Annotated in this window: 18 protein-coding genes; 8 read left to right on the forward strand and 10 right to left on the reverse strand. The window is 64.4% G+C overall.

The window, feature by feature from the left end:
• Position 1 precedes the first annotated feature (1 nt).
• Genes dapF through AC1RCO_RS15055 form a run of 4 tightly spaced genes read left to right on the forward strand, consistent with a single transcriptional unit; the run spans position 2 to position 3,174 of the window.
• Positions 2–832 (forward strand): diaminopimelate epimerase, encoded by an 831-nt coding sequence (gene dapF, locus AC1RCO_RS15040; protein ID WP_011064186.1) that lies wholly within the window; start codon positions 2–4, stop codon positions 830–832.
• Between the two features lie 13 nt (positions 833–845).
• The gene (locus AC1RCO_RS15045; RefSeq protein WP_011064187.1) at positions 846–1,571 is read left to right on the forward strand and encodes a DUF484 family protein; all 726 of its coding nucleotides are present in this window, start codon (positions 846–848) and stop codon (positions 1,569–1,571) included.
• 2 nt (positions 1,572–1,573) lie between these two features.
• Positions 1,574–2,470 carry a tyrosine recombinase XerC gene (gene xerC / locus AC1RCO_RS15050; RefSeq protein ID WP_011064188.1) on the forward strand — a complete coding sequence of 299 codons (897 nt, stop codon included), beginning with the start codon at positions 1,574–1,576 and terminating at the stop codon, positions 2,468–2,470.
• The gene (locus tag AC1RCO_RS15055; protein WP_492617832.1) at positions 2,470–3,174 is read left to right on the forward strand and encodes an HAD family hydrolase; all 705 of its coding nucleotides are present in this window, start codon (positions 2,470–2,472) and stop codon (positions 3,172–3,174) included. Before xerC ends, AC1RCO_RS15055 begins: the two co-directional genes overlap by 1 nt.
• A 126-nt stretch (positions 3,175–3,300) precedes the next feature.
• On the opposite strand, the gene sutA is transcribed toward AC1RCO_RS15055, so the two are convergent.
• The 4 genes from sutA to glnK all read right to left on the reverse strand — a co-directional run bounded on the left by sutA (position 3,301) and on the right by glnK (position 6,072).
• A complete protein-coding gene (gene sutA / locus AC1RCO_RS15060; RefSeq protein ID WP_007926654.1) occupies positions 3,301–3,624 on the reverse strand; it encodes a dormancy-specific transcriptional regulator SutA in 324 nt (107 codons plus the stop codon).
• Positions 3,625–3,726: 102 nt separating this feature from the next.
• Positions 3,727–4,152 carry a secondary thiamine-phosphate synthase enzyme YjbQ gene (locus AC1RCO_RS15065; protein WP_011064190.1) on the reverse strand — a complete coding sequence of 142 codons (426 nt, stop codon included), beginning with the start codon at positions 4,150–4,152 and terminating at the stop codon, positions 3,727–3,729.
• A gap of 210 nt (positions 4,153–4,362) precedes the next feature.
• A complete protein-coding gene (locus AC1RCO_RS15070) occupies positions 4,363–5,700 on the reverse strand; it encodes an ammonium transporter (protein WP_011064191.1) in 1,338 nt (445 codons plus the stop codon).
• A 33-nt stretch (positions 5,701–5,733) separates the two neighbouring features.
• Positions 5,734–6,072: a P-II family nitrogen regulator gene (gene glnK, locus AC1RCO_RS15075; protein ID WP_002555808.1), complete on the reverse strand. Its 339-nt coding sequence runs from the start codon at positions 6,070–6,072 to the stop codon at positions 5,734–5,736.
• Between the two features lie 416 nt (positions 6,073–6,488).
• On the opposite strand from glnK, the gene AC1RCO_RS15080 reads away from it, so the two are divergent.
• Positions 6,489–6,749: an accessory factor UbiK family protein gene (locus tag AC1RCO_RS15080; protein ID WP_011064192.1), complete on the forward strand. Its 261-nt coding sequence runs from the start codon at positions 6,489–6,491 to the stop codon at positions 6,747–6,749.
• Between the two features lie 186 nt (positions 6,750–6,935).
• Entirely contained in the window at positions 6,936–8,429 is a 1,494-nt protein-coding gene (locus tag AC1RCO_RS15085; RefSeq protein ID WP_492617833.1) for a YifB family Mg chelatase-like AAA ATPase, read from the forward strand.
• A gap of 4 nt (positions 8,430–8,433) precedes the next feature.
• On the opposite strand, the gene AC1RCO_RS15090 is transcribed toward AC1RCO_RS15085, so the two are convergent.
• Positions 8,434–9,648, reverse strand: a complete 1,215-nt coding sequence (locus tag AC1RCO_RS15090; RefSeq protein WP_026019972.1) for an aldose 1-epimerase family protein — start codon at positions 9,646–9,648, stop codon at positions 8,434–8,436.
• A gap of 112 nt (positions 9,649–9,760) precedes the next feature.
• Positions 9,761–10,339 carry a TetR/AcrR family transcriptional regulator gene (locus AC1RCO_RS15095; RefSeq protein WP_015637458.1) on the reverse strand — a complete coding sequence of 193 codons (579 nt, stop codon included), beginning with the start codon at positions 10,337–10,339 and terminating at the stop codon, positions 9,761–9,763.
• Between the two features lie 113 nt (positions 10,340–10,452).
• Here AC1RCO_RS15095 and AC1RCO_RS15100 point away from each other — a divergent pair, with 113 nt between their 5' ends.
• Positions 10,453–11,379, forward strand: a complete 927-nt coding sequence (locus AC1RCO_RS15100) for an ABC transporter six-transmembrane domain-containing protein (protein WP_401019096.1) — start codon at positions 10,453–10,455, stop codon at positions 11,377–11,379.
• Between the two features lie 3 nt (positions 11,380–11,382).
• On the opposite strand, the gene AC1RCO_RS15105 is transcribed toward AC1RCO_RS15100, so the two are convergent.
• From AC1RCO_RS15105 to AC1RCO_RS15115, 3 genes are all read right to left on the reverse strand, one after another.
• Complete coding sequence (locus AC1RCO_RS15105) at positions 11,383–12,351, reverse strand: Ca2+-dependent phosphoinositide-specific phospholipase C (protein WP_015637460.1); 969 nt, start codon at positions 12,349–12,351, stop codon at positions 11,383–11,385.
• A 119-nt stretch (positions 12,352–12,470) separates the two neighbouring features.
• Positions 12,471–14,447 carry a methyl-accepting chemotaxis protein gene (locus AC1RCO_RS15110; protein WP_072443471.1) on the reverse strand — a complete coding sequence of 659 codons (1,977 nt, stop codon included), beginning with the start codon at positions 14,445–14,447 and terminating at the stop codon, positions 12,471–12,473.
• Between the two features lie 192 nt (positions 14,448–14,639).
• On the reverse strand, positions 14,640–15,560 hold the full coding sequence (locus tag AC1RCO_RS15115) for a LysR substrate-binding domain-containing protein (protein ID WP_011064199.1): 921 nt from the start codon (positions 15,558–15,560) through the stop codon (positions 14,640–14,642).
• Positions 15,561–15,710: 150 nt separating this feature from the next.
• On the opposite strand from AC1RCO_RS15115, the gene AC1RCO_RS15120 reads away from it, so the two are divergent.
• The gene (locus tag AC1RCO_RS15120; protein ID WP_492617834.1) at positions 15,711–17,117 is read left to right on the forward strand and encodes a NorM family multidrug efflux MATE transporter; all 1,407 of its coding nucleotides are present in this window, start codon (positions 15,711–15,713) and stop codon (positions 17,115–17,117) included.
• An 18-nt stretch (positions 17,118–17,135) separates the two neighbouring features.
• Here AC1RCO_RS15120 and AC1RCO_RS15125 read toward each other — a convergent pair whose 3' ends face one another.
• The gene (locus AC1RCO_RS15125; protein WP_011064201.1) at positions 17,136–18,809 is read right to left on the reverse strand and encodes a putative bifunctional diguanylate cyclase/phosphodiesterase; all 1,674 of its coding nucleotides are present in this window, start codon (positions 18,807–18,809) and stop codon (positions 17,136–17,138) included.
• Between the last annotated feature and the right edge of the window lie 45 nt (positions 18,810–18,854).

Here is an 18,854-nt window from a genome sequence, read left to right on the forward strand (position 1 = left end):
CATGCTGCTGCGTTTTACCAAGATGCACGGCCTGGGCAATGACTTCATGGTTCTCGACCTGGTCAGCCAGCACGCGCATATTCTGCCCAAGCACGCCAAACAATGGGGTGATCGCAATACCGGGATCGGCTTCGATCAGTTGCTGATCGTCGAGGCCCCGAGCAACCCGGATGTGGATTTCCGCTACCGGATCTTCAACTCCGACGGCTCCGAAGTGGAACAGTGCGGCAATGGTGCACGCTGCTTTGCCCGCTTCGTGCTGGACAAGCGCCTGACCACCAAGCGCCAGATCCGCGTCGAGACCAAGAGCGGCGTGATCGAGCTGGATATCCGCAACGACGGCCAGATCAGCGTCAACATGGGCGCGCCGCGCCTGGTACCGGCGGACATTCCGTTCCAGGCGCCGGCCCAGGCCGACAGCTACACCCTGGACGTCGATGGCCGCCAGGTGCAGTTGGCCGCGGTGTCGATGGGCAACCCCCACGCCGTGTTGCGGGTGGATGACATCAACAGCGCGCCGGTGCACGAGCTGGGTCCGAAGATCGAACACCACCCGCGCTTCCCGGCGCGGGTCAACGTCGGTTTTCTCCAGGTCCTGGACCGCCAGCGCGCGCAACTGCGGGTCTGGGAACGCGGCGCCGGGGAAACCCAGGCCTGCGGCACCGGCGCCTGCGCTGCTGCTGTGGCCGCGATCAGCCAGGGGTGGATGGATTCGCCCCTATTGATCGACCTGCCGGGCGGGCGCTTGTCCATTGAATGGGCAGGCCCTGGCCAACCGGTGATGATGACCGGCCCGGCAGTGCGCGTATACGAAGGACAGGTGCGTCTTTAAGTGAGCGAAATCCATGACTGATCAGCCGCAGGTTCCTGCCGAAACGCCCGACCAATCACCGTCCGAAAACCTGGAGGCGGCAGCCGTCGCCGCCTACCTGGAGGCCCATCCGGACTTCTTCGTCGACCACGATGAACTGCTCCCGGCCTTGCGCATTCCCCATCAGCGCGGCGACACCGTATCGCTGGTGGAGCGGCAGATGAAGATCCTGCGCGAGCGCAACATCGAGATGCGCCATCGCCTGTCGCAGCTGATGGACGTGGCCCGGGACAACGACCGGCTGTTCGACAAGACCCGCCGCCTGATCCTCGCGCTGATGGACGCCACCAGCCTGGAAGAAGTGGTGATGAGCGTCGAAGACAGCCTGCGCCAGGATTTCCAGGTGCCCTTCGTCAGCCTGATCCTGTTCAGCGACAGCGCCATGCCGGTGGGTCGCTGGGTCTCCGCCGCCGAAGCCCAGGGCGCCATCGGCGGCCTGTTGTCCGAAGGCAAGAGCGTCAGCGGCAGCCTGCGCGAACACGAGCTGGATTTCCTTTTCGGCGAAGAGCAGCGCAAGCAGATCGGTTCTACCGCTGTGGTGGCCCTGGCGCATCAGGGCATGCATGGCGTACTGGCGATCGCCAGCCGTGATCCGCAGCACTACAAGAGCTCGGTGGGCACCCTGTTCCTCAACTACATCGCCGAAGTCACCGGCCGCGTTCTGCCGCGCTTCACCCACTCGCTGCGCTCGGTACGCTGACCATGCAACAACAGCTGGACGCCTACTGCGCGCATCTGCGCAGTGAGCGCCAGGTGTCGCCCCACACCCTGCAAGCCTACCGGCGCGACCTCGAGAAGGTGCTGGGGTTCTGCGAGAAAATGCAGGTGCGCAGCTGGACCGACCTGGACATCCAGGGCCTGCGCAGCCTGATTGCCCGCCTGCACCAGCAGGGCCAGTCGTCCCGCAGCCTGGCGCGCCTGCTGTCAGCGGTACGCGGGCTCTACCACTACCTGAACCGCGAAGGCTTGTGCACTCACGACCCGGCCAACGGCCTGGCGCCGCCCAAGGGCGAACGACGCCTGCCCAAGACCCTGGACACCGACCGCACCCTGCAGTTGCTCGATGGCGCCGTGGAAGACGACTTCCTGGCCCACCGCGACCAGGCGATTCTCGAACTTTTCTACTCCTGCGGCCTGCGCCTTTCCGAACTGACCAGCCTCAACCTCGATCAGCTGGACCTGGCGGACGGCCTGGTGCAGGTCCATGGCAAGGGCAGCAAGACCCGGGTCCTGCCGGTGGGCAAGAAGGCTCGGTCAGCCCTCGAGCAATGGCTCCCCCTGCGCGCCCTGAGCAACCCGCCTGATGGTGCCCTGTTCGTCAGCCAGAAGGGCCGGCGCCTGGGGCCGCGGGCCATCCAGCTGCGGGTCAAGGCCGCCGGCGAGCGCGAGCTGGGGCAGAACCTGCACCCGCACATGCTGCGCCATTCCTTTGCCAGCCATTTGCTGGAATCCTCCCAGGACCTGCGCGCCGTGCAGGAGCTGCTGGGGCATTCGGACATCAAGACCACGCAGATCTACACCCACCTGGACTTCCAGCACCTGGCGGCGGTCTACGACAGCGCCCACCCACGGGCCAAACGCAACAAAGGCGGTGAGTAATGACCATCAAGCTGATCACCTTCGACCTCGACGACACCCTGTGGGATACCGCCCCGGTCATCGTCAGTGCCGAAGCCACCCTGCGCCAGTGGCTGACCGAACACGCACCGAATCTCGGAGGCGTGCCGGTGGAGCATCTGTGGGCCATTCGCGAGCGGGTGCTGCTCGCCCAGCCGAGCCTCAAGCACAGGATCAGCGCCCTGCGCCGCCAGGTGCTGTTTCATGCCCTGGAAGAAGCCGGGTATGACCATGCCCAGGCCAACCAGTTGGCCGACCAGAGTTTTGAAGTTTTCCTGCATGCCCGGCATCAGCTGGAGATCTTTCCAGAAGTCCAGCCGACCCTGGAAGCCCTGGCCAATCACTTCGCCCTTGGCGTGGTCACCAACGGCAACGCCGACGTGCGCCGCCTGGGCCTGGCGGACTATTTCAAGTTCGCGCTGTGCGCCGAGGACATCGGCATCGCCAAGCCCGACGCCCGGCTGTTCCACGAAGCCTTGCAGCGTGGCGAAGCGACTGCCGACACCGCCGTGCATATCGGCGACCACCCGGGGGATGACATTGCCGGCGCACAGCAGGCAGGGCTGCGTGCGATCTGGTTCAATCCCAACGGCAAGACCTGGGAAGCCGAACGCGCTCCAGACGCCGAGATCCGCAGCCTGATTGAATTACCCGGGCTGCTTGCCCGCTGGCATCGCGGCGCCTGAACCGGCGCTTTCGCGAGCAAGCTCGCTCCTACAGCAAGCGCCGGCGCTCGGGGCCGTTTCCGAGAAGGGTGCCCATGAAAAAGCCCGCAGCGACGGCGGGCTTTTTCAGCAAGCAAGGTGCAAGGCTCAGATAGGCCGGCTGCCGTACTTGTTATCAGGCTTCTTGGGCGGATCGGCGACCACGTTGGCCTCGACTTCCTGCACTTTGCCGCCACGGGCCAGGAACTCTTCCATGGCACGCGCCAGTGCATCACGCTCCTTGTTCTTGGCTTCTACACTCGGCAGCTCGTCTACCGAGACGGCAGCCTTGGCCTTGCCTTTGGCGGTTGGAGCAGGAACATCACTGCCATCGTCTTCCGCCACATCGTCGGCGGCCGCTTCAAGACCTTCTTCGGTTTCGTCTTCGTCACCTACTTCGAGGTCGTCGTTTTCCAGATCATCGTCGCTCATGTTCTACCTCATGACTTGCGAAAAGCAGATTAGTTATAGCCCAGCTGTGCCGACTGTCGAAGGCCGCTGGAAAAAAATCAACGTCCACTGATACTCAGCGGCTTATGCCTTATCACCGTGCAAGGTGGCAAGGACTTTGCGAGCACCGCCATGATCGCGATGCTCGCCCAGATAAACGCCTTGCCAGATGCCCAACGCCAGACGCCCCGCCGCTACCGGCAAAGTCAGCTGACAGCCTAGCAAACTGGCCTTGAAGTGCGCCGGCAGGTCATCCGCGCCTTCGTCGTTATGTTCGTACCCGGCCATGCCTTGAGGCACCAGGGTGTTGAAGTAACGCTCGAAGTCACGCCGTACCGCCGGATCGGCGTTCTCGTTGATGGTCAACGAGGCCGAGGTATGTTGCAGCCACAGATGCAGCAGACCAACCCGACATGCCTTCAACTCAGGCAGGCCGGCGAGCAACTCGTCCGTCACCAGATGAAAGCCCCGGGGCCTGGCCCGCAGGGTAATCAGGGTCTGTTGCCACATACCGATCTCCACGCTCCGGCGCGCATTCTAGCGCGCTCAGGGAAAAAACAAAGCGCCGAATAATCCTGCTTTAGTGTAAGCATTTGCCCTGCCGGAAATCGTCACGGCAAACACGCCAATGCTTGTCAGAAAATCCTTTCAGCCTTTCTCAATGACAAACATCAGGCAAAAAAATGCCCGGCCGGAGCCGGGCTTTTTTTTCTTGCGCGATTACAGGTTGTAACCACGCTCGTTGTGCTGTGCCAGATCGAGGCCGACCGCCTCTTCTTCCTCGCTCACCCGCAGCCCCATGACCGCGTCCAGAACCTTGAGGATGATGAAGGTGACGATCGCGGTGTAGATCACCGTGAAACCCACGCCCTTGGCCTGGATCCAGACCTGAGCGGCCACATCGGTCACGGTGCCGAAGCCACCCAGGGACGGAGCAGCGAACACACCGGTGAGGATCGCACCGAGAATACCGCCGATGCCGTGCACGCCAAAGGCGTCCAGGGAATCGTCATATCCCAGCTTGCGCTTGAGGCTGGTGGCGCAGAAGAAGCACACCACACCGGCCGCCAGACCGATGATCAGGGCGCCCATCGGGCCAACGGTACCGGCAGCCGGAGTGATTGCCACCAGGCCTGCGACCACACCCGAAGCGATGCCCAGCGCGCTAGGCTTGCCGTGGGTGATCCACTCGGCAAACATCCAGCCCAGGGCGGCGGCAGCCGTCGCGATCTGCGTTACCAGCATGGCCATGCCGGCGGTGCCGTTGGCGGCAGCGGCGGAACCGGCGTTGAAGCCGAACCAGCCGATCCACAGCATGGCTGCGCCCATCAGGGTGTAACCCAGGTTGTGTGGCGCCATCGGCGTGGTCGGGAAACCCTTGCGCTTGCCCAGCACCAGGCAGGCCACCAGGCCCGCGATACCGGCGTTGATGTGCACTACGGTGCCGCCGGCAAAGTCCAGCACGCCCCAGTCGCCCAGCAGCGAGCCCGGACCGCTCCAGACCATATGGGCGATCGGCGCATACACCAGGGTGAACCACACGCCCATGAAGATCAGCATGGCGGAGAATTTCATCCGCTCGGCGAAGGCACCGACGATCAGCGCTGGAGTGATGATGGCGAAGGTCATCTGGAAGGTGACGAACACCGCTTCAGGGAACAGCGCAGCCGGGCCGGTCAGGCTGGCCGGGGTGATGCCCGCCAGGAAGGCCTTGGAGAAGCCGCCCACGAAGGAATTGAGGTTGACCACGCCGGCTTCCATCCCGGTGGTGTCGAACGCCATGCTGTAGCCGTATATGAACCACAGGACAGTGATCAGGCCGGTAATGGCGAAGCACTGCATCATTACCGAAAGAATGTTTTTCGACCGCACCATGCCGCCGTAGAACAGCGCCAGGCCAGGAATGGTCATGAACAGCACCAGGGCTGTGGAGGTCAGCATCCAGGCGGTATCGCCGGAGTTGAGGACTGGAGCCGCCGCTTCGTCTGCCGCCATGGCCAGGCCTGGCATTACGAGGGACAAAAGGGCTCCTAGCCCTGCGAATTTACGCAGAGTCATATTGTTTTCTCCTGGGGCGTTGGGTTTGGCGGCTTAGATTGCGTCGGTATCGGTTTCGCCGGTACGGATGCGAATAGCCTGTTCCAGATTGACCACGAAGATCTTGCCGTCACCGATCTTGCCGGTGTTGGCGGCCTTGGTTATCGCCTCGATAACCCGGTCAAGATCCTTGTCGTCAATGGCGACATCGATCTTCACCTTGGGCAGGAAATCCACCACGTACTCCGCACCGCGATACAGCTCGGTGTGACCCTTCTGCCGGCCGAAGCCTTTGACTTCAGTGACGGTAATGCCCTGCACGCCGATCTCGGACAGCGACTCGCGCACGTCGTCCAACTTGAACGGCTTGATGATGGCAGTGACTAGCTTCATGAAACTCTCTCCCGAATTGGTGGACTTGCCCCAGGAAAACAAACCCGACTCAAGTCTAAGCGCAGTGCCTGGCTTTGTAACGCACCGTCGGCCTTCCTCAGCCCGACCGACGCCAGCTAACCGCTGTCTGACGAAACACTCCCCGCTCCGCCTGCCGCACTGCATTCGTCACAGCGACTGCATCAGTGCATGGGTCACCAGGGTCTAAGCAGAAAGCTTGCCAGCTCGGGAAAAATCAGTGATTTCAGTCCCTTGCCCCGAGCCGGCAGGGAATGCGGGAAAACGGCACCCGGGATACGCACAAAAACGGTGCGCTGGCGCCCGGCCAGATGCGCGAAAAACGTGCAACCCGGGGCCACCTGGAGCGTCGTTGCTGCGTGATACACTGCGGGCCGACTGCAATTCAGGACTCTCCCATGCTCGCGCCCAAAGACCTTCTCGACGCCCTGAGCGGCCACGCCTCGCGGTTGCTCAGCGGTGAAACACCCCTGCCCCGCAATGAAATCGAAAGCCAGCTCAAGGCCCTGCTACAAAGCGGCTTCAGCAAGCTGGACCTGGTCAGCCGGGAAGAATTCGACAGCCAGATGGTGGTCCTGGCCCGCACTCGCGCGCGCCTGGAAAGCCTCGAAGCCAAGGTGGCGGAGCTGGAAGCCCGGCTGAACCCGGCAGCGCAATGATCTGAATCCGGGTTCGCCGGCAGGCCGGCTCCTACAGACCTGTCCTGTAGGAACTGGCTTGCCGGCGAAGGCTCGTGCACCGACGACATATCCTGTGCCCATTCGGGCGCGCCTCTGGCCAGCCCCCTCATCTATCCTTGCAGCACCGCAGGACGCGGTTCCCGCTGTCGCAAGGAAGCTCTCCCCATGTCCCTGGCAATCATCCACAGCCGTGCCCAGGTCGGCGTCCAGGCTCCGGCTGTCAGTGTTGAAGTGCACCTGGCCAACGGCTTGCCGAGCCTGACCCTGGTGGGCCTGCCGGAAGCCGCGGTCAAGGAAAGCAAGGACCGGGTGCGCAGCGCAATCCTCAATGCCGGGTTCAACTTTCCGGCCCGGCGCATCACCCTCAACCTGGCGCCGGCGGACCTGCCCAAGGACGGCGGGCGCTTCGATCTGGCCATCGCCCTGGGCATCCTTGCCGCCAGCGTGCAGGTGCCGGCCCTGGCCCTGGACAACATCGAATGCCTGGGGGAGCTGGCGCTCTCCGGCGCGGTGCGCCCGGTACGCGGCGTACTGCCCGCCGCACTGGCGGCACGCGACGCCGGGCATACCCTGCTGGTGCCCCGGGCCAATGCCGAAGAAGCCTGCCTGGCCAGCGGCCTAAAGGTGATCGCGGTGGATCATCTGCTGGAGGCCGTTGCCCATTTCAACGGCCACGCGCCCATTGCGCCCTATGTCAGCAGCGGCCTGGTGCAGAGCCACTTCCCCTACCCCGACCTCAGCGAAGTGCAAGGCCAGCTCGCCGCCAAGCGCGCCCTGCTGATCGCCGCGGCGGGCGCCCACAACCTGTTGTTCAGCGGCCCGCCAGGCACCGGCAAGACCCTGTTGGCCAGCCGCTTGCCCGGCCTGCTGCCACCGCTGCAGGAAGATGAAGCCCTGGAAGTCGCGGCGATCCAGTCGGTGGCCAGCCACAAGCCCCTGCGCTACTGGCCACAGCGGCCGTTTCGCCAGCCCCACCATTCGGCTTCGGGTGCGGCACTGGTCGGAGGCGGCTCGAAACCCCAGCCCGGGGAAATCACCCTGGCCCATCACGGCGTGCTGTTTCTCGATGAACTGCCGGAGTTCGACCGCAAGGTCCTGGAAGTGCTGCGCGAGCCCATGGAGTCCGGGCAGATCGTCATTGCCCGAGCCCGGGACCGGGTGCAGTTCCCGGCACGCTTCCAATTGGTGGCAGCGATGAACCCCTGCCCCTGTGGATATCTTGGCGAGCCCAGCGGACGCTGCCGTTGCACACCGGAGCAGATCCAGCGCTATCGCAACAAGTTATCCGGGCCGCTGCTGGATCGCATCGACCTGCACCTGACCGTGGCCCGCGAAGCCACCGCCCTCAACCCGGAGCCGCAACCGGGCAATGACAGCGCCGCAGCCGCCACCAGGGTCGCCGGGGCTCGCGAGCTGCAACGCGAGCGCCAGGGCAGCGCCAACGCCTTTCTCGACCTGCCCGGCCTGCGTCGCCACTGCAAATTATCCACAGCCGACGAGCGCTGGCTGGAAGCGGCCTGCGAACGCCTGGGCCTGTCGTTGCGGGCCGCTCACCGTTTGCTCAAGGTGGCGCGTACCCTGGCGGATCTGGAACAGGCCACGCGAATCAGCCGCGAGCACCTGGCCGAAGCCCTGCATTACCGGCCCAGCGCCGATTGAAGGTTCATTCCCGGGACAGGTCTACCAAGGGTGTTGGCCGCACTTCGGTCTGACGCCCATCCTGGATCTGGCTGACACGGCTCAGGGCTTTATCCACCGCGGCTTTATCGGCCAACAGGCTGTAGCGAATCTGGAATTGCCGCTGCTCCTTGGCGCCAATGCTCGGCACTAGATGCAACGGGCGCTGGTAACGGCGGTTGTAGGAAAAGCTGGTGCCCGGTTCCAAACCCGTCACATAACCCTGGCCCTGGGTGTCGGTGTTTTTCCACAGGGAAAACACCGGCAGTTGTCGAGTGTTGAAGCCCAGGGAAACACCCAGGCTCCCGGCCTTGTTATGCAACACCGCCAGGGTTTCGCCCTGAGCGTCGGCGTAGGGCACGAGGTTGTACACGGTTTCGTCGTAGTCGCGGGTCGGGCCGCGATAGGTCTGCCAGTCCGCCAGGTCGGCCCGGGCCTTGTCATTGAACGGCGAAACCTGCTTCACCGGCGCGGCGAACTTCGCCCCCTGCTCCAGGAACGGCGTACTGAAGTTACTGTGGTAGAGCGCCTGGTATTCCTTGGGGTAGTCGCCGTTGTTGGTCAGGGTGTCGTTGAGCGCAAACCGGGTGCTGCCGGGTTCGGTCACCAGTTCGGTGGCGACGCTGAAATCCACTTTCTTGAACGCCTGCTCCTTGAGCTCGCCCCGCAGGTGAATGGCATACGGCGGTTGCTCGTCGATATGCAGCGTGACCTTGCTCGCCGGGATGTTGGCCGCGCGGCCGTGCAGGGTCAGCAGCTCGCCATTATCCAGGCCCGGGTGCCCGACCCACTCATAGCCACAGCGGGCCACCAGTTCGTTGAAGCCCTCCAGCCAGCCCAGGCCGCCGCGGCCGTTAAGCTCGATGAAGGCCGGGTTGACCACCTCCTTGACCGGCGAATCCCAGCCCAGGCGCACATCGCCCACCGAAGCCTGCAGCACGTTCATGCCCCGGGTCGGCACCACCGAGAGCTGCATCACGCCGTTGTCGATGTCGACGATGCTCACCCCCTCCTGGCGTCCGCCATGCAGGGTGCGCAGGGTCACGGAAAACGGCCGCTCGGTCTTGACCCCCAACTGTTCACTGGTCAGGTGCAGGTTGCGGGGAGCCTTGTCGGTATCGAGCAATACATAGTCCCAGGCCATGGCGTGGGAGGTGGCGGCCAGCGCGCCAAGGGTGACCAGCAGTTTCAGCGGAGTCATGCAGGAGTGCCTTTTTTGGAGTTGTGCGGTTTTTATAGCCCTGAAGAATCGTTTCAGCAAGGCCAAAAATCCCAATTAGCCGGACAAACTCCACTCCACTGGCCGTTTCCTGTCAGCCCTCGAATCCCAGCAGCAGGCCAGCCACTTCCATGACTTCCTGCAACGCCGCCTGGGCAGCTTCGGGGGAAGCCCGCAGCAACAGGTCATCGGCGTAACCCATGGTCTGGGCGAACAGTTGCCTTGCCGCGCGCTCGGGGCTGGCGCAGCGGAATACCCCCGTGCGGACCCCATCGGCAATGATCGCCGCCAGCATGTCCCGCCACTGGCCGTTGATCCTCAGGTAGGCCTGCGCCAGCTCGGCGTCATGCATGGCTTCGTCCCAGGCATCGAGCCACAGCGCCCAGCCGGCTTCGGCGGAATCGGGCAGGCAGTCACGGAGAAACCCCAGCAAGGCGTCCATGGGCGCGGCACCGCGCAGGGGCTGGCCCACCGCCTCCAGCTGGTCATCGGCAAACCGCACGAAGGCTTCGCGGCGCAGCCCCTTCCAGTCACTGAAGTAGTGATAGACGTGGCTGCGAGACAGCCCCGCATGCTCGGCCAGGTCACGGGTGGAAACCTCGGCGAAACCCTTGCTGCGGAATAATTCCAGGGCCGCCTGGATGATCTGGTCTTTACGGTCGTTACGCGACATGTGCAATCAGGCCTCTTGGCGCCAGGATGGACGGCGCTTGCATTTTGAGCGTTCGCTCAAAGATAATTGAGCAGTCGCTCAATATTAACCGTTATCACTCTTGTGGTGCACTCATGTCCGCCGTCACCCCACTCATCGCCGTGGATCCAACCCAGAAAATCGGCCAGCAGACCGCCAGCCAGACCCTCAAGGCCATTGCCCGGGCCTATCCGGGCAAGCTGTTCGTCACCTTGTCCCTGGTGGCCCTGGAAAACGCCCTGCTGCTGGCCTACCCGCTGTTCGCCGGCTTCGCCGTGGATTCGATCCTGCGGGGCGACGCTGCCCATGCGCTGATCTATGCCCTGGTGGTGCTGGGCTTCTGGGTAGTGGGTGCGGCGCGGCGTGCGGTGGACACCCGTACCTTCACCCGCATCTACGCGGACCTGGCGGTGCCGGTGATTCTCAACCAGCGCCTGCAACAGCAGGACACCTCCACCGCCGCGGCGCGGGTGGTGCTGGCCCGGGAGTTCGTCGACTTCTTCGAAAAGCACGTGCCGACCATCGCCACGGCCCTGGTGTCGATCGTCGGGGCGGCAGTGATGCTGCTGGTGATCGAACCCTGGATCGGCCTCGCCTGCCTCACGGCGCTGTTGCTGTGCATGACCCTGCTGCCACGTTTTGCCCGGCGCAACCAGCAACTGCACGAACGCCTGAATAACCGACTGGAAAAGGAAATCGGCCTGGTGGCCAGCGTCGGCGCGGTCTCGCTGCAGCGTCACTATCGCCTGCTGTCGCGGCTACGCATCGGGCTCTCGGATCGGGAAGCCGCGGCCTATCTGTTCCTTGGCGCTGTGGCAGCGGTGCTGTTCGTCATTGCCATCAGCCAGTTGGCGCTGTCGCCCGAGATCAAGGCCGGCCATGTGTATGCGGTGATGACCTACCTGTGGACCTTTGTCAGCAGCGTCGATGAAGCACCGACCATGGTCGATCAGCTGGCGCGCCTGCGGGACATCGGCAAGCGCGTGGACCCGGGGCTCGGTGAACCGACCGAACCCCGGTGAAGCTCAGAACGGCCGGATGCGATAGCCGCCGGCGTTCTGCTCGGCGAACTTGTAGTAGGCCGAGAGGTTGACCTTCTCGCTGATGTGCTGGGCGAACGACACCCCGTCATCGCCCCAGACCCGGCCCACATGGCTGTAGGCAAAGGCCTGGGCCGCCCACTTCTTGTCGCCCTTGGACATGTTGTTCATGGCCACGTAGCCGGACGACTGGCCGGACATGCCACTGACCTTGCCGCTGACATCGTTCTGGCCATTGGTCACCGGCGAGATGAACACCTTGGCGCTGGAAGTCCGGGCCTCGGCGTACTGCGAGAGCTTCTGGTTTTCCGAGTGGTTGAGCACCAGCAGGACCTTGCCCTGAAGCTGGCTGGCGGTGGGCCAGGACTTGCCCTTGAGGTTGCCCTGCAAGGCGCCCGCGCTGCTGCCGATGTGCGTGGCCAGGTCCTGGGGGGTATAGAGCTTGCCCTGGAAAACCCGGGTCACCAGCTCATCGAAATCCTTGGGCGTGCGCCCCGAGCTTTCCTTCGACCAGCCCTGCTTCTTGTCGAGGATCACCGTGATGGGAAAGTGCCCGGGGTGGTTGTCGCTCCAGTTCTTGACGTCGTTGAGGCAGGCTTCGAGATCGTTCTTGCCGGTGCCATCGCCCGTGCAATTGTTGTCGTTGCCGGACTGGAACAGGGTGCCGGGGTTGTGCCGCACGAACCAGTGCCGGGGCGAGCCGCCGGTCACCGCATCGCGCTGGTCCCAGAAGTCCAGTTCCAGGGTGCGCACACTGTCGAGCACGCTGCTGAAGGTGCTTGCGTATTGCTTCTCGTAGCAGTTGTGACAGGCCACCTGGGCGATGCCGTTGAACGGGGTATTCCAGGTAGCCGGGGCGATGAACGCCGGGCTTTCCTGGCTGAACGCCGCCGGGCTGAGCAAGAGTGCCGACAGCGCCAGGGCGCGGGGGACGAAACGGGAAAGATGAGTCATGCCAGCTCCTGCTGAAAGGGAGGTCCTTGGGGCAAACCACTGCTCATCTGTTTTAGTCGAATCAAGCCTCATTGCAACTTTCGCCCCCCAACCCGGATTGAGGGGCGAGGCGGCAGCCGTCAGCGGAAGCGATCGACTTCCTGGCGCAGGTCCGCGGCCAGGGTTTCCAGCTCACGGGCAGTGACCGCCAGGTTGGACACCACTTCACGCTGCTCGCTGTTGGCCTGGGCAATGCTCTGCAGATTGCTGCTGAGTACCGTGGCGGTGCTGCTCTGCTCCTGGGTCGCGGTGGTGATGGCGGCAAACTGCTCGCCGGCGCTGCGGCTCTGCTCGTCGATCAGGGCCAGGGCCGAGGCCACGTCGGCGTTGCGCGACAGGCCTTCCTGCATCAGGCGGTTGCCCTGCTCCATGGTCTGGATGGCGTGGCCGGTTTCCTGCTGGATGCTGTTGATCATCTGGGAAATTTCATCCGTGGCTTCACGGGTACGCGAGGCCAGGTTACGTACCTCATCCGCCACCACGGCAAAACCGCGGCCCTGCTCACCGGCCCGGGCGGCCTCGATAGCGGCATTCAGGGCCAGCAGGTTGGTCTGGTCGGCAATCGCGGTGATCACTCCGACAATTCCTCCGATCTCCTGGGAGCGCTGGCCCAGGGTGTTGATCACCGTGGCCGTGCTGTTGAGGGCTCCGGCGATCTGTTCCAGGGAAGACGAGGCCTCTTGCATGGAGGTGCGGCCAATATGGGTCTGCTGGGCGTTTTCCTGGGCCAGGCGCTGGGTACTGCCCATGTTGTCGGCGATGTTCAGCGAGGTGGCGCTGAACTCCTCCACCGCCCCGGCCATGCTGGTGATCTCGCCGGACTGCTGCTCCATGCCTTCATATGCACCGCTGGACAAGCCGGACAGCACCTGGGCCCGGCCATTGACCTCGGCGGCAGAGCGGCGGATGTGCTCGACCATGGTCGACAGGGCTTCGCCCATCTGGTTGAAGCTGCGGGCCAACTGGCCGATTTCGTCATGGCTGGCAACGTTCAGCCGTGCGCTCAGGTCACCGCCGCCCAGGGCCTGGGCCTGGCGCACCAGGTCGCTCAGCGGTGCCAGCTTGCTGCGCAGCAGCCAGACCGTAGCGCCCACCGCCAGCAGCATGGCCAGCAGGCTGCCGATCACCAGCCGAATACCAACGCTCCAGGTCACCGCGCGGATCTCTGCCTTGGGCATGCTCGCCACCACCGACCAGGGGCCACCCTCGAACGGCACTGCCAGGCTGTAGAAGTCTTCGCCCTGATCACTCCAGAAACGCCCCTTGCCCGGCTCCTTGGCCGCTTGCGCCATGACCTGCGCCGCCTGCTCCGGCGCCTGCACGCCGGCCGGTGGCACCAGCCACTTGTTCTGCTCGTCGAGCAGGGCCAGGGAGCCGCTCTGGCCGATGCGGAAGCGCTTGAGGTTGGCGAACTGGGCATTTTGCGCATCGGTGTAATCGAAGCCGACAAACAGCACCGCGATGACCTTGCCGCTGCGGTCCAGCACCGGGGTGTACTGGGTCATGTAAAAGCGTTCGAAGAGCAAGGCCCGGCCCACATAACCCTGGCCCGCCATGAGTTTCTGATAGGCCGGGTGGGCATGGTCGAGCAAGGTGCCGATGGCACGGCTGCCATCCTGCTTGCTCAGGGAGGTACTGACCCGCACGAAGTCATCGCCACTGCGCACGAACAAGGTCGCCACACCGGCGGTCATCTGCTTGAACTGGTCGACTTCGGCGAAGTTGTTGTTCAGCACCACATCCCCCAGGTGCAATCCCGGGGTCTGCACCCCGGCCACGCTCACCGGTTGTTCCGGATGCAGGCTCAGGCCGCTGCTGAAGCGGTTTTCGAACAGGCCGCTGAGGCGCTGGGTGCTCTCGCGCAGGCTGCCGTGGAACGTGTTGAGCTGATCGGCCAGCAGGCGGGCTTCACTGGCCAGGTGTTCCTCTCGGGTGTCGAGGTTCGCCGAGTCCAGCGAACGCAAGGCGAACAGGGTGCTGCCGCTGATCACCAGGGCGAGTATCAAGGCAAGGGCGAGCCCTAGCTGAGAGGCTATGCGGGCACGGGGTTGGGACATGATGGCTCCTTGCCGAGAAGGCGGATCATCCTGATCGGTCAGCACCCTCGGCAGTCATAATTCTAAGATTTTTAATCAGTTAGGACCTTCCTGAACGCTGGTTCCATAACCCATGGATTCGGCGGCACAAGCCAATACTTGAGCGCTTTGCAGGGATATTTGCACGCCCCGCCAGCCGGGTACTGCAACGTTTCAGCCCAGGCGCTCTACGGCGGGCAGTTGCATGGCCTGGACCTCGCCCTGAAGGAAGTCGCTGAGGCGCCGCAAACGCTCGCCTCCGGGCCGGGTCCTGGGCCACACCAGATAGTAGTTCAGGCCACTGGCCACCGCTGTCGGCCAGGGCAGGCTCAAGCGACCCTGGGCCACATCCTCGGCCACCATCAGCAAGTCCCCCATGGACACGCCATAACCCCGCGCGGCGGCAATCATCCCCAGCTCCAGGGTGTCGAACACCTGCCCGCCCTTGAGGGACACCTGGTCGGTCAGGCCCATGTGCTCCAGCCAACTGCGCCAGTCGCGGCGGTCCGGGGTCGGGTGCAACAGCTCGGTGGCGGCCAGGCGCGCCACGTCCCAGGGCTGATCATTGAGCAGGTTCGGCGCGCCCACCGGAATCAGCAGTTCGGGAAACAGGTAGCTGGCCTCCCAGTCCGGGGGGAAGTGGCCATTGCTCAGCAGCACCGCGCAGTCGAAGGGCTCCTGGTTGAAGTCCACCGAGTCCACGTCCATCCAGGCACTGGTGAGCTGCACCTCATTGCCCGGCTGCAAATGGCGGAAGCGGCTGAGTCGCGCCAACAGCCAGCGCATGGTCAGGGTCGAGGGCGCCTTCATGCGCAAGATGTCATCTTCGGCACGCAGGGTATTGCAGGCCCGTTCCAGGGCACCGAAGCCCTCGCGTATCCCCGGCAGCAGCAAGCGCGCCGCCTCGGTCAGTTGCAAGTTGCGCCCGCTGCGCTGGAACAGCCGGCAAGCGAAGTGATCCTCCAGGGTCCGGATATGCCGGCTGACCGCGCTCTGGGTGATCGACAGCTCTTCGGCTGCCCGGGTGAACGAGCTGTGCCGGGCCGCTGCCTCGAAGGCGCGCAGGGCATACAGCGGAGGAAGACGACGGGACATACAGGCACTCCAGGAGGGGACAGGGCCACGCTAGCAGAAAGTGCTTCGCATGAGTTTTAATCATGCCAGCAATCGTTTTTATCCCTTTGTGCTATAGGCCAAGAGCGCCGAGAATCAGCGCTCTCCCGCACTTTCCCCTGATCGAGCCTGATGACCATGCAGCATCCAGCACGTACCGAACTCTGGGCCATCCTGCGGCTGGCGGGGCCGCTGATCGCCTCGCAGCTGGCGCACATGCTGATGGTCCTCACCGACACCCTGATGATGGCCCGCCTGAGCCCCGAGGCCCTGGCCGGCGGCGGCCTGGGTGCGGCCAGCTACTCCTTCGTATCAATCTTCTGCATCGGCGTGATTGCTGCGGTAGGCACGCTGGTAGCGATCCGCCAGGGCGCTGGCGACATCGAGGGCGCCGCGCGCCTGACCCAGGCCGGGCTCTGGCTGGCCTGGCTGATGGCCCTGGTGGCCGGCCTGCTGCTGTGGAACCTCAAGCCGCTGCTGTTGCTGTTCGGCCAGACCGAAAGCAACGTCCACGCCGCCGGCCAGTTCCTGCTGATCCTGCCGTTCGCCCTGCCCGGCTACCTGAGTTTCATGGCCCTGCGCGGCTTCACCAGCGCCATCGGCCGGGCCACGCCGGTGATGGTCATCAGCCTGGGCGGCACCGTGGCCAACTTCCTCCTCAACTACGCGCTGATCACCGGCATGTTCGGCCTGCCGAAGCTCGGCCTGGTGGGCATTGGCCTGGTGACCGCCATCGTCGCAAACTGCATGGCCGCAGCCCTGGCCTGGCACATCAAGCGCCACCCGGCCTACGCCGCCTACCCGCTGCGCCAGGGCCTGTCCCGGCTGAACACCCATTACCTGCGGGAACTGTGGCGCCTGGGCCTGCCCATCGGCGGCACCTACGCGGTGGAAGTCGGGCTGTTTGCCTTCGCCGCCCTGTGCATGGGCACCATGGGCAGCACGCAACTGGCAGCGCACCAGATCGCCCTGCAGATCGTCTCGGTGGCGTTCATGGTGCCGGCGGGGATTTCCTACGCCATCACCATGCGCATCGGCCAGCATTACGGCGCCGGGCAATTGCTCGATGCACGATTGGCCGGGCGCGTGGGCATCGCCTTTGGCGCGGTGGCGATGCTGGGGTTCGCCATGATCTTCTGGCTGCTGCCCAACCAACTGATCGGGCTGTTCCTCGACCACAACGACCCGGCCTTCGCCGAGGTGATCCGGCTGGCCGTGAGCCTGCTGGCGGTGGCCGCCTGGTTCGAGCTGTTCGACGGCACCCAGACCATTGCCATGGGCGCGATCCGTGGCCTCAAGGATGCCAAGACCACCTTCCTGGTGGGTCTGGGCTGCTACTGGCTGATTGGCGCACCTTCGGCCTGGCTGATGGCCTTCACCCTGGGCTGGGGGCCGACCGGTGTCTGGTGGGGCCTGGCACTGGGGCTGGCGTGTGCGGCCATCAGCCTGACCCTGGCATTCGAGTGGCGGATGCGCCGCATGATCCGGCGCGAGCCGCCCGTGCCGGCCATGACTCTCCAGGCCGGCCAGGCGGATTGAGCCCGAACCGACGCCGGTTTAAACCGTCCCTTCCTGCAGCGCCTGCTGGCTGCTGCCGAAGGTCAGATAGTCCATCAGTTCCGCCAGGGGCAGCGGCTTGCTGATCAGATAGCCCTGGGCCTGGTCGCAACCAAAGCCCCGCAGCAAGGCCAGCTGTTCCGCCGTCTCCACGCCTTCGGCCACCACATTCAGGTTCAGGTTATGGGCCAGGTTGATCATGGCGTGGACCAGCTTGCGGTTCTCTTCGCGCTGCTCCATGCCGCCGACAAAGCTCTTGTCCACCTTGAGCAGGGTAATGGGCAGGCTGTTGAGGTGGACGAAGGAAGAGAAGCCGGTACCGAAATCGTCCAGGGAGAAACGCACTCCCAGGCGCCCCAGGGCATCCATGGTCTGCTTCACCAGGTCACTGCGGCGCATCACTGCGGTCTCGGTCAATTCGAATTCCAGCCACTGGGCCTCGACTCCGCGCTCGGCAATCAGGCGGCTCAGGGTCGAGAGCAGTTGGCTGTCCTGGAACTGGCGGAACGACAGGTTCACCGCCATGTGCAACGGCGGCAGGCCGCGTTCGCGCAGGGCCTGCATGTCCCGCAGGGCTCGGGAAATCACCCAGTAGCCCAGGGGCACGATCAGCCCGCTCTGCTCGGCCAGGGGCACGAACTCGCTGGGCGGCAGCAGGCCGCGCTCGCCATGGCGCCAGCGCACCAGGGCTTCGAGGCCCACGATCTTGCCGTCATGCAGGTTCAGCCGGGGCTGGTAGTGCAGCTCCAGTTCGTCGCGGCGCAGGGCCCGGCGCAGTTCGCTTTCCAGGTCGGCCAGGCTGCGAGCGTTGCGATTGATCCGCTCGTTGAAGATATGAAAGGTGCAGCCCTGGGTGCTCTTGGCCTGTTGCATGGCGATGTGTGCATGCCACATAAGCGGGTCGGCGCCGGCATTGGCCCGGGCATGGGCAATCCCCAGGCTGCAGCCGATCAGCAGGCTTTCGCCATCGACCCAATAGGGCTCGGCCATGGCTTCGGTGATGCGCTCGGCCATCCACTCGGCCCGCTGTGGAGCGCGGCGGGTGTCGATGAGCAAGGCAAACTCATCACTGCCCAGGCGGGCCAGTTGATCGCCGGCCTCAAGCTGGCTTTTCAGGCGCGAGACCACCTGCAGGATCAGCCGGTCGCCGGCCTGGTGGCCCAGGGCGTCGTTGGCGTGGCGGAAATTGTCCAGGTCGAGATGGCCCAGGGCCAGGCCACGGCCTTCGTTTTCCGCCAGGCGCGCGGCCAGCAAGGTCTGGAACCCCTGGCGGTTGGCGATGCCGGTCAGGGGGTCCTGCTCTGCCAGGCGCTGCAGGGTGTTTTCCAGCAGGCCGCGCTCACGTACATGGCGCAGGCAACGGCGCAGGGCATCGGTACTCAGGCAGGAACTCACCAGCCAGTCGCTGACGCCTACAGGGGCTACGGGCGGTTCCTGGTCCAGCAGCAACACGGTGGGCAGGCTGCAACGCCCGGGGCCGGGCTGCAAATGAGGAAGGGTCAACAGGACCGCGTTGCGGTCGTCTTCAAACAAACGGCTGACAGACTCCCAGCTGGGAGCACTGATCAATACCACCGAGTCTCCCAACGGAGCGACACACTCGCGCAACAACGCTGTCCACACCGGCTCTTCAGCCAGTAGCAGCAAACGCAAGGGTTCGACAGGCTTAGACAAGCTAGCTCCCTAGACTCTGCAAATTAAGTTGGCGGCGGGCATTAT

This window comes from Pseudomonas sp. GW823-FHT03E05 (assembly GCF_058796855.1).

Bases quoted from the DNA above. Each gene is read 5' to 3' on its own strand.
- dapF (WP_011064186.1), top strand. From the start codon at position 2: ATGCTGCTGCGTTTTACCAAGATGCACGGCCTGGGCAATGACTTCATG.
- AC1RCO_RS15045 (WP_011064187.1), top strand. From the start codon at position 846: ATGACTGATCAGCCGCAGGTTCCTGCCGAAACGCCCGACCAATCACCG.
- xerC (WP_011064188.1), top strand. From the start codon at position 1,574: ATGCAACAACAGCTGGACGCCTACTGCGCGCATCTGCGCAGTGAGCGC.
- AC1RCO_RS15055 (WP_492617832.1), top strand. From the start codon at position 2,470: ATGACCATCAAGCTGATCACCTTCGACCTCGACGACACCCTGTGGGAT.
- sutA (WP_007926654.1), bottom strand. From the start codon at position 3,624: ATGAGCGACGATGATCTGGAAAACGACGACCTCGAAGTAGGTGACGAA.
- AC1RCO_RS15065 (WP_011064190.1), bottom strand. From the start codon at position 4,152: ATGTGGCAACAGACCCTGATTACCCTGCGGGCCAGGCCCCGGGGCTTT.
- AC1RCO_RS15070 (WP_011064191.1), bottom strand. From the start codon at position 5,700: ATGACTCTGCGTAAATTCGCAGGGCTAGGAGCCCTTTTGTCCCTCGTA.
- glnK (WP_002555808.1), bottom strand. From the start codon at position 6,072: ATGAAGCTAGTCACTGCCATCATCAAGCCGTTCAAGTTGGACGACGTG.
- AC1RCO_RS15080 (WP_011064192.1), top strand. From the start codon at position 6,489: ATGCTCGCGCCCAAAGACCTTCTCGACGCCCTGAGCGGCCACGCCTCG.
- AC1RCO_RS15085 (WP_492617833.1), top strand. From the start codon at position 6,936: ATGTCCCTGGCAATCATCCACAGCCGTGCCCAGGTCGGCGTCCAGGCT.
- AC1RCO_RS15090 (WP_026019972.1), bottom strand. From the start codon at position 9,648: ATGACTCCGCTGAAACTGCTGGTCACCCTTGGCGCGCTGGCCGCCACC.
- AC1RCO_RS15095 (WP_015637458.1), bottom strand. From the start codon at position 10,339: ATGTCGCGTAACGACCGTAAAGACCAGATCATCCAGGCGGCCCTGGAA.
- AC1RCO_RS15100 (WP_401019096.1), top strand. From the start codon at position 10,453: ATGTCCGCCGTCACCCCACTCATCGCCGTGGATCCAACCCAGAAAATC.
- AC1RCO_RS15105 (WP_015637460.1), bottom strand. From the start codon at position 12,351: ATGACTCATCTTTCCCGTTTCGTCCCCCGCGCCCTGGCGCTGTCGGCA.
- AC1RCO_RS15110 (WP_072443471.1), bottom strand. From the start codon at position 14,447: ATGTCCCAACCCCGTGCCCGCATAGCCTCTCAGCTAGGGCTCGCCCTT.
- AC1RCO_RS15115 (WP_011064199.1), bottom strand. From the start codon at position 15,560: ATGTCCCGTCGTCTTCCTCCGCTGTATGCCCTGCGCGCCTTCGAGGCA.
- AC1RCO_RS15120 (WP_492617834.1), top strand. From the start codon at position 15,711: ATGACCATGCAGCATCCAGCACGTACCGAACTCTGGGCCATCCTGCGG.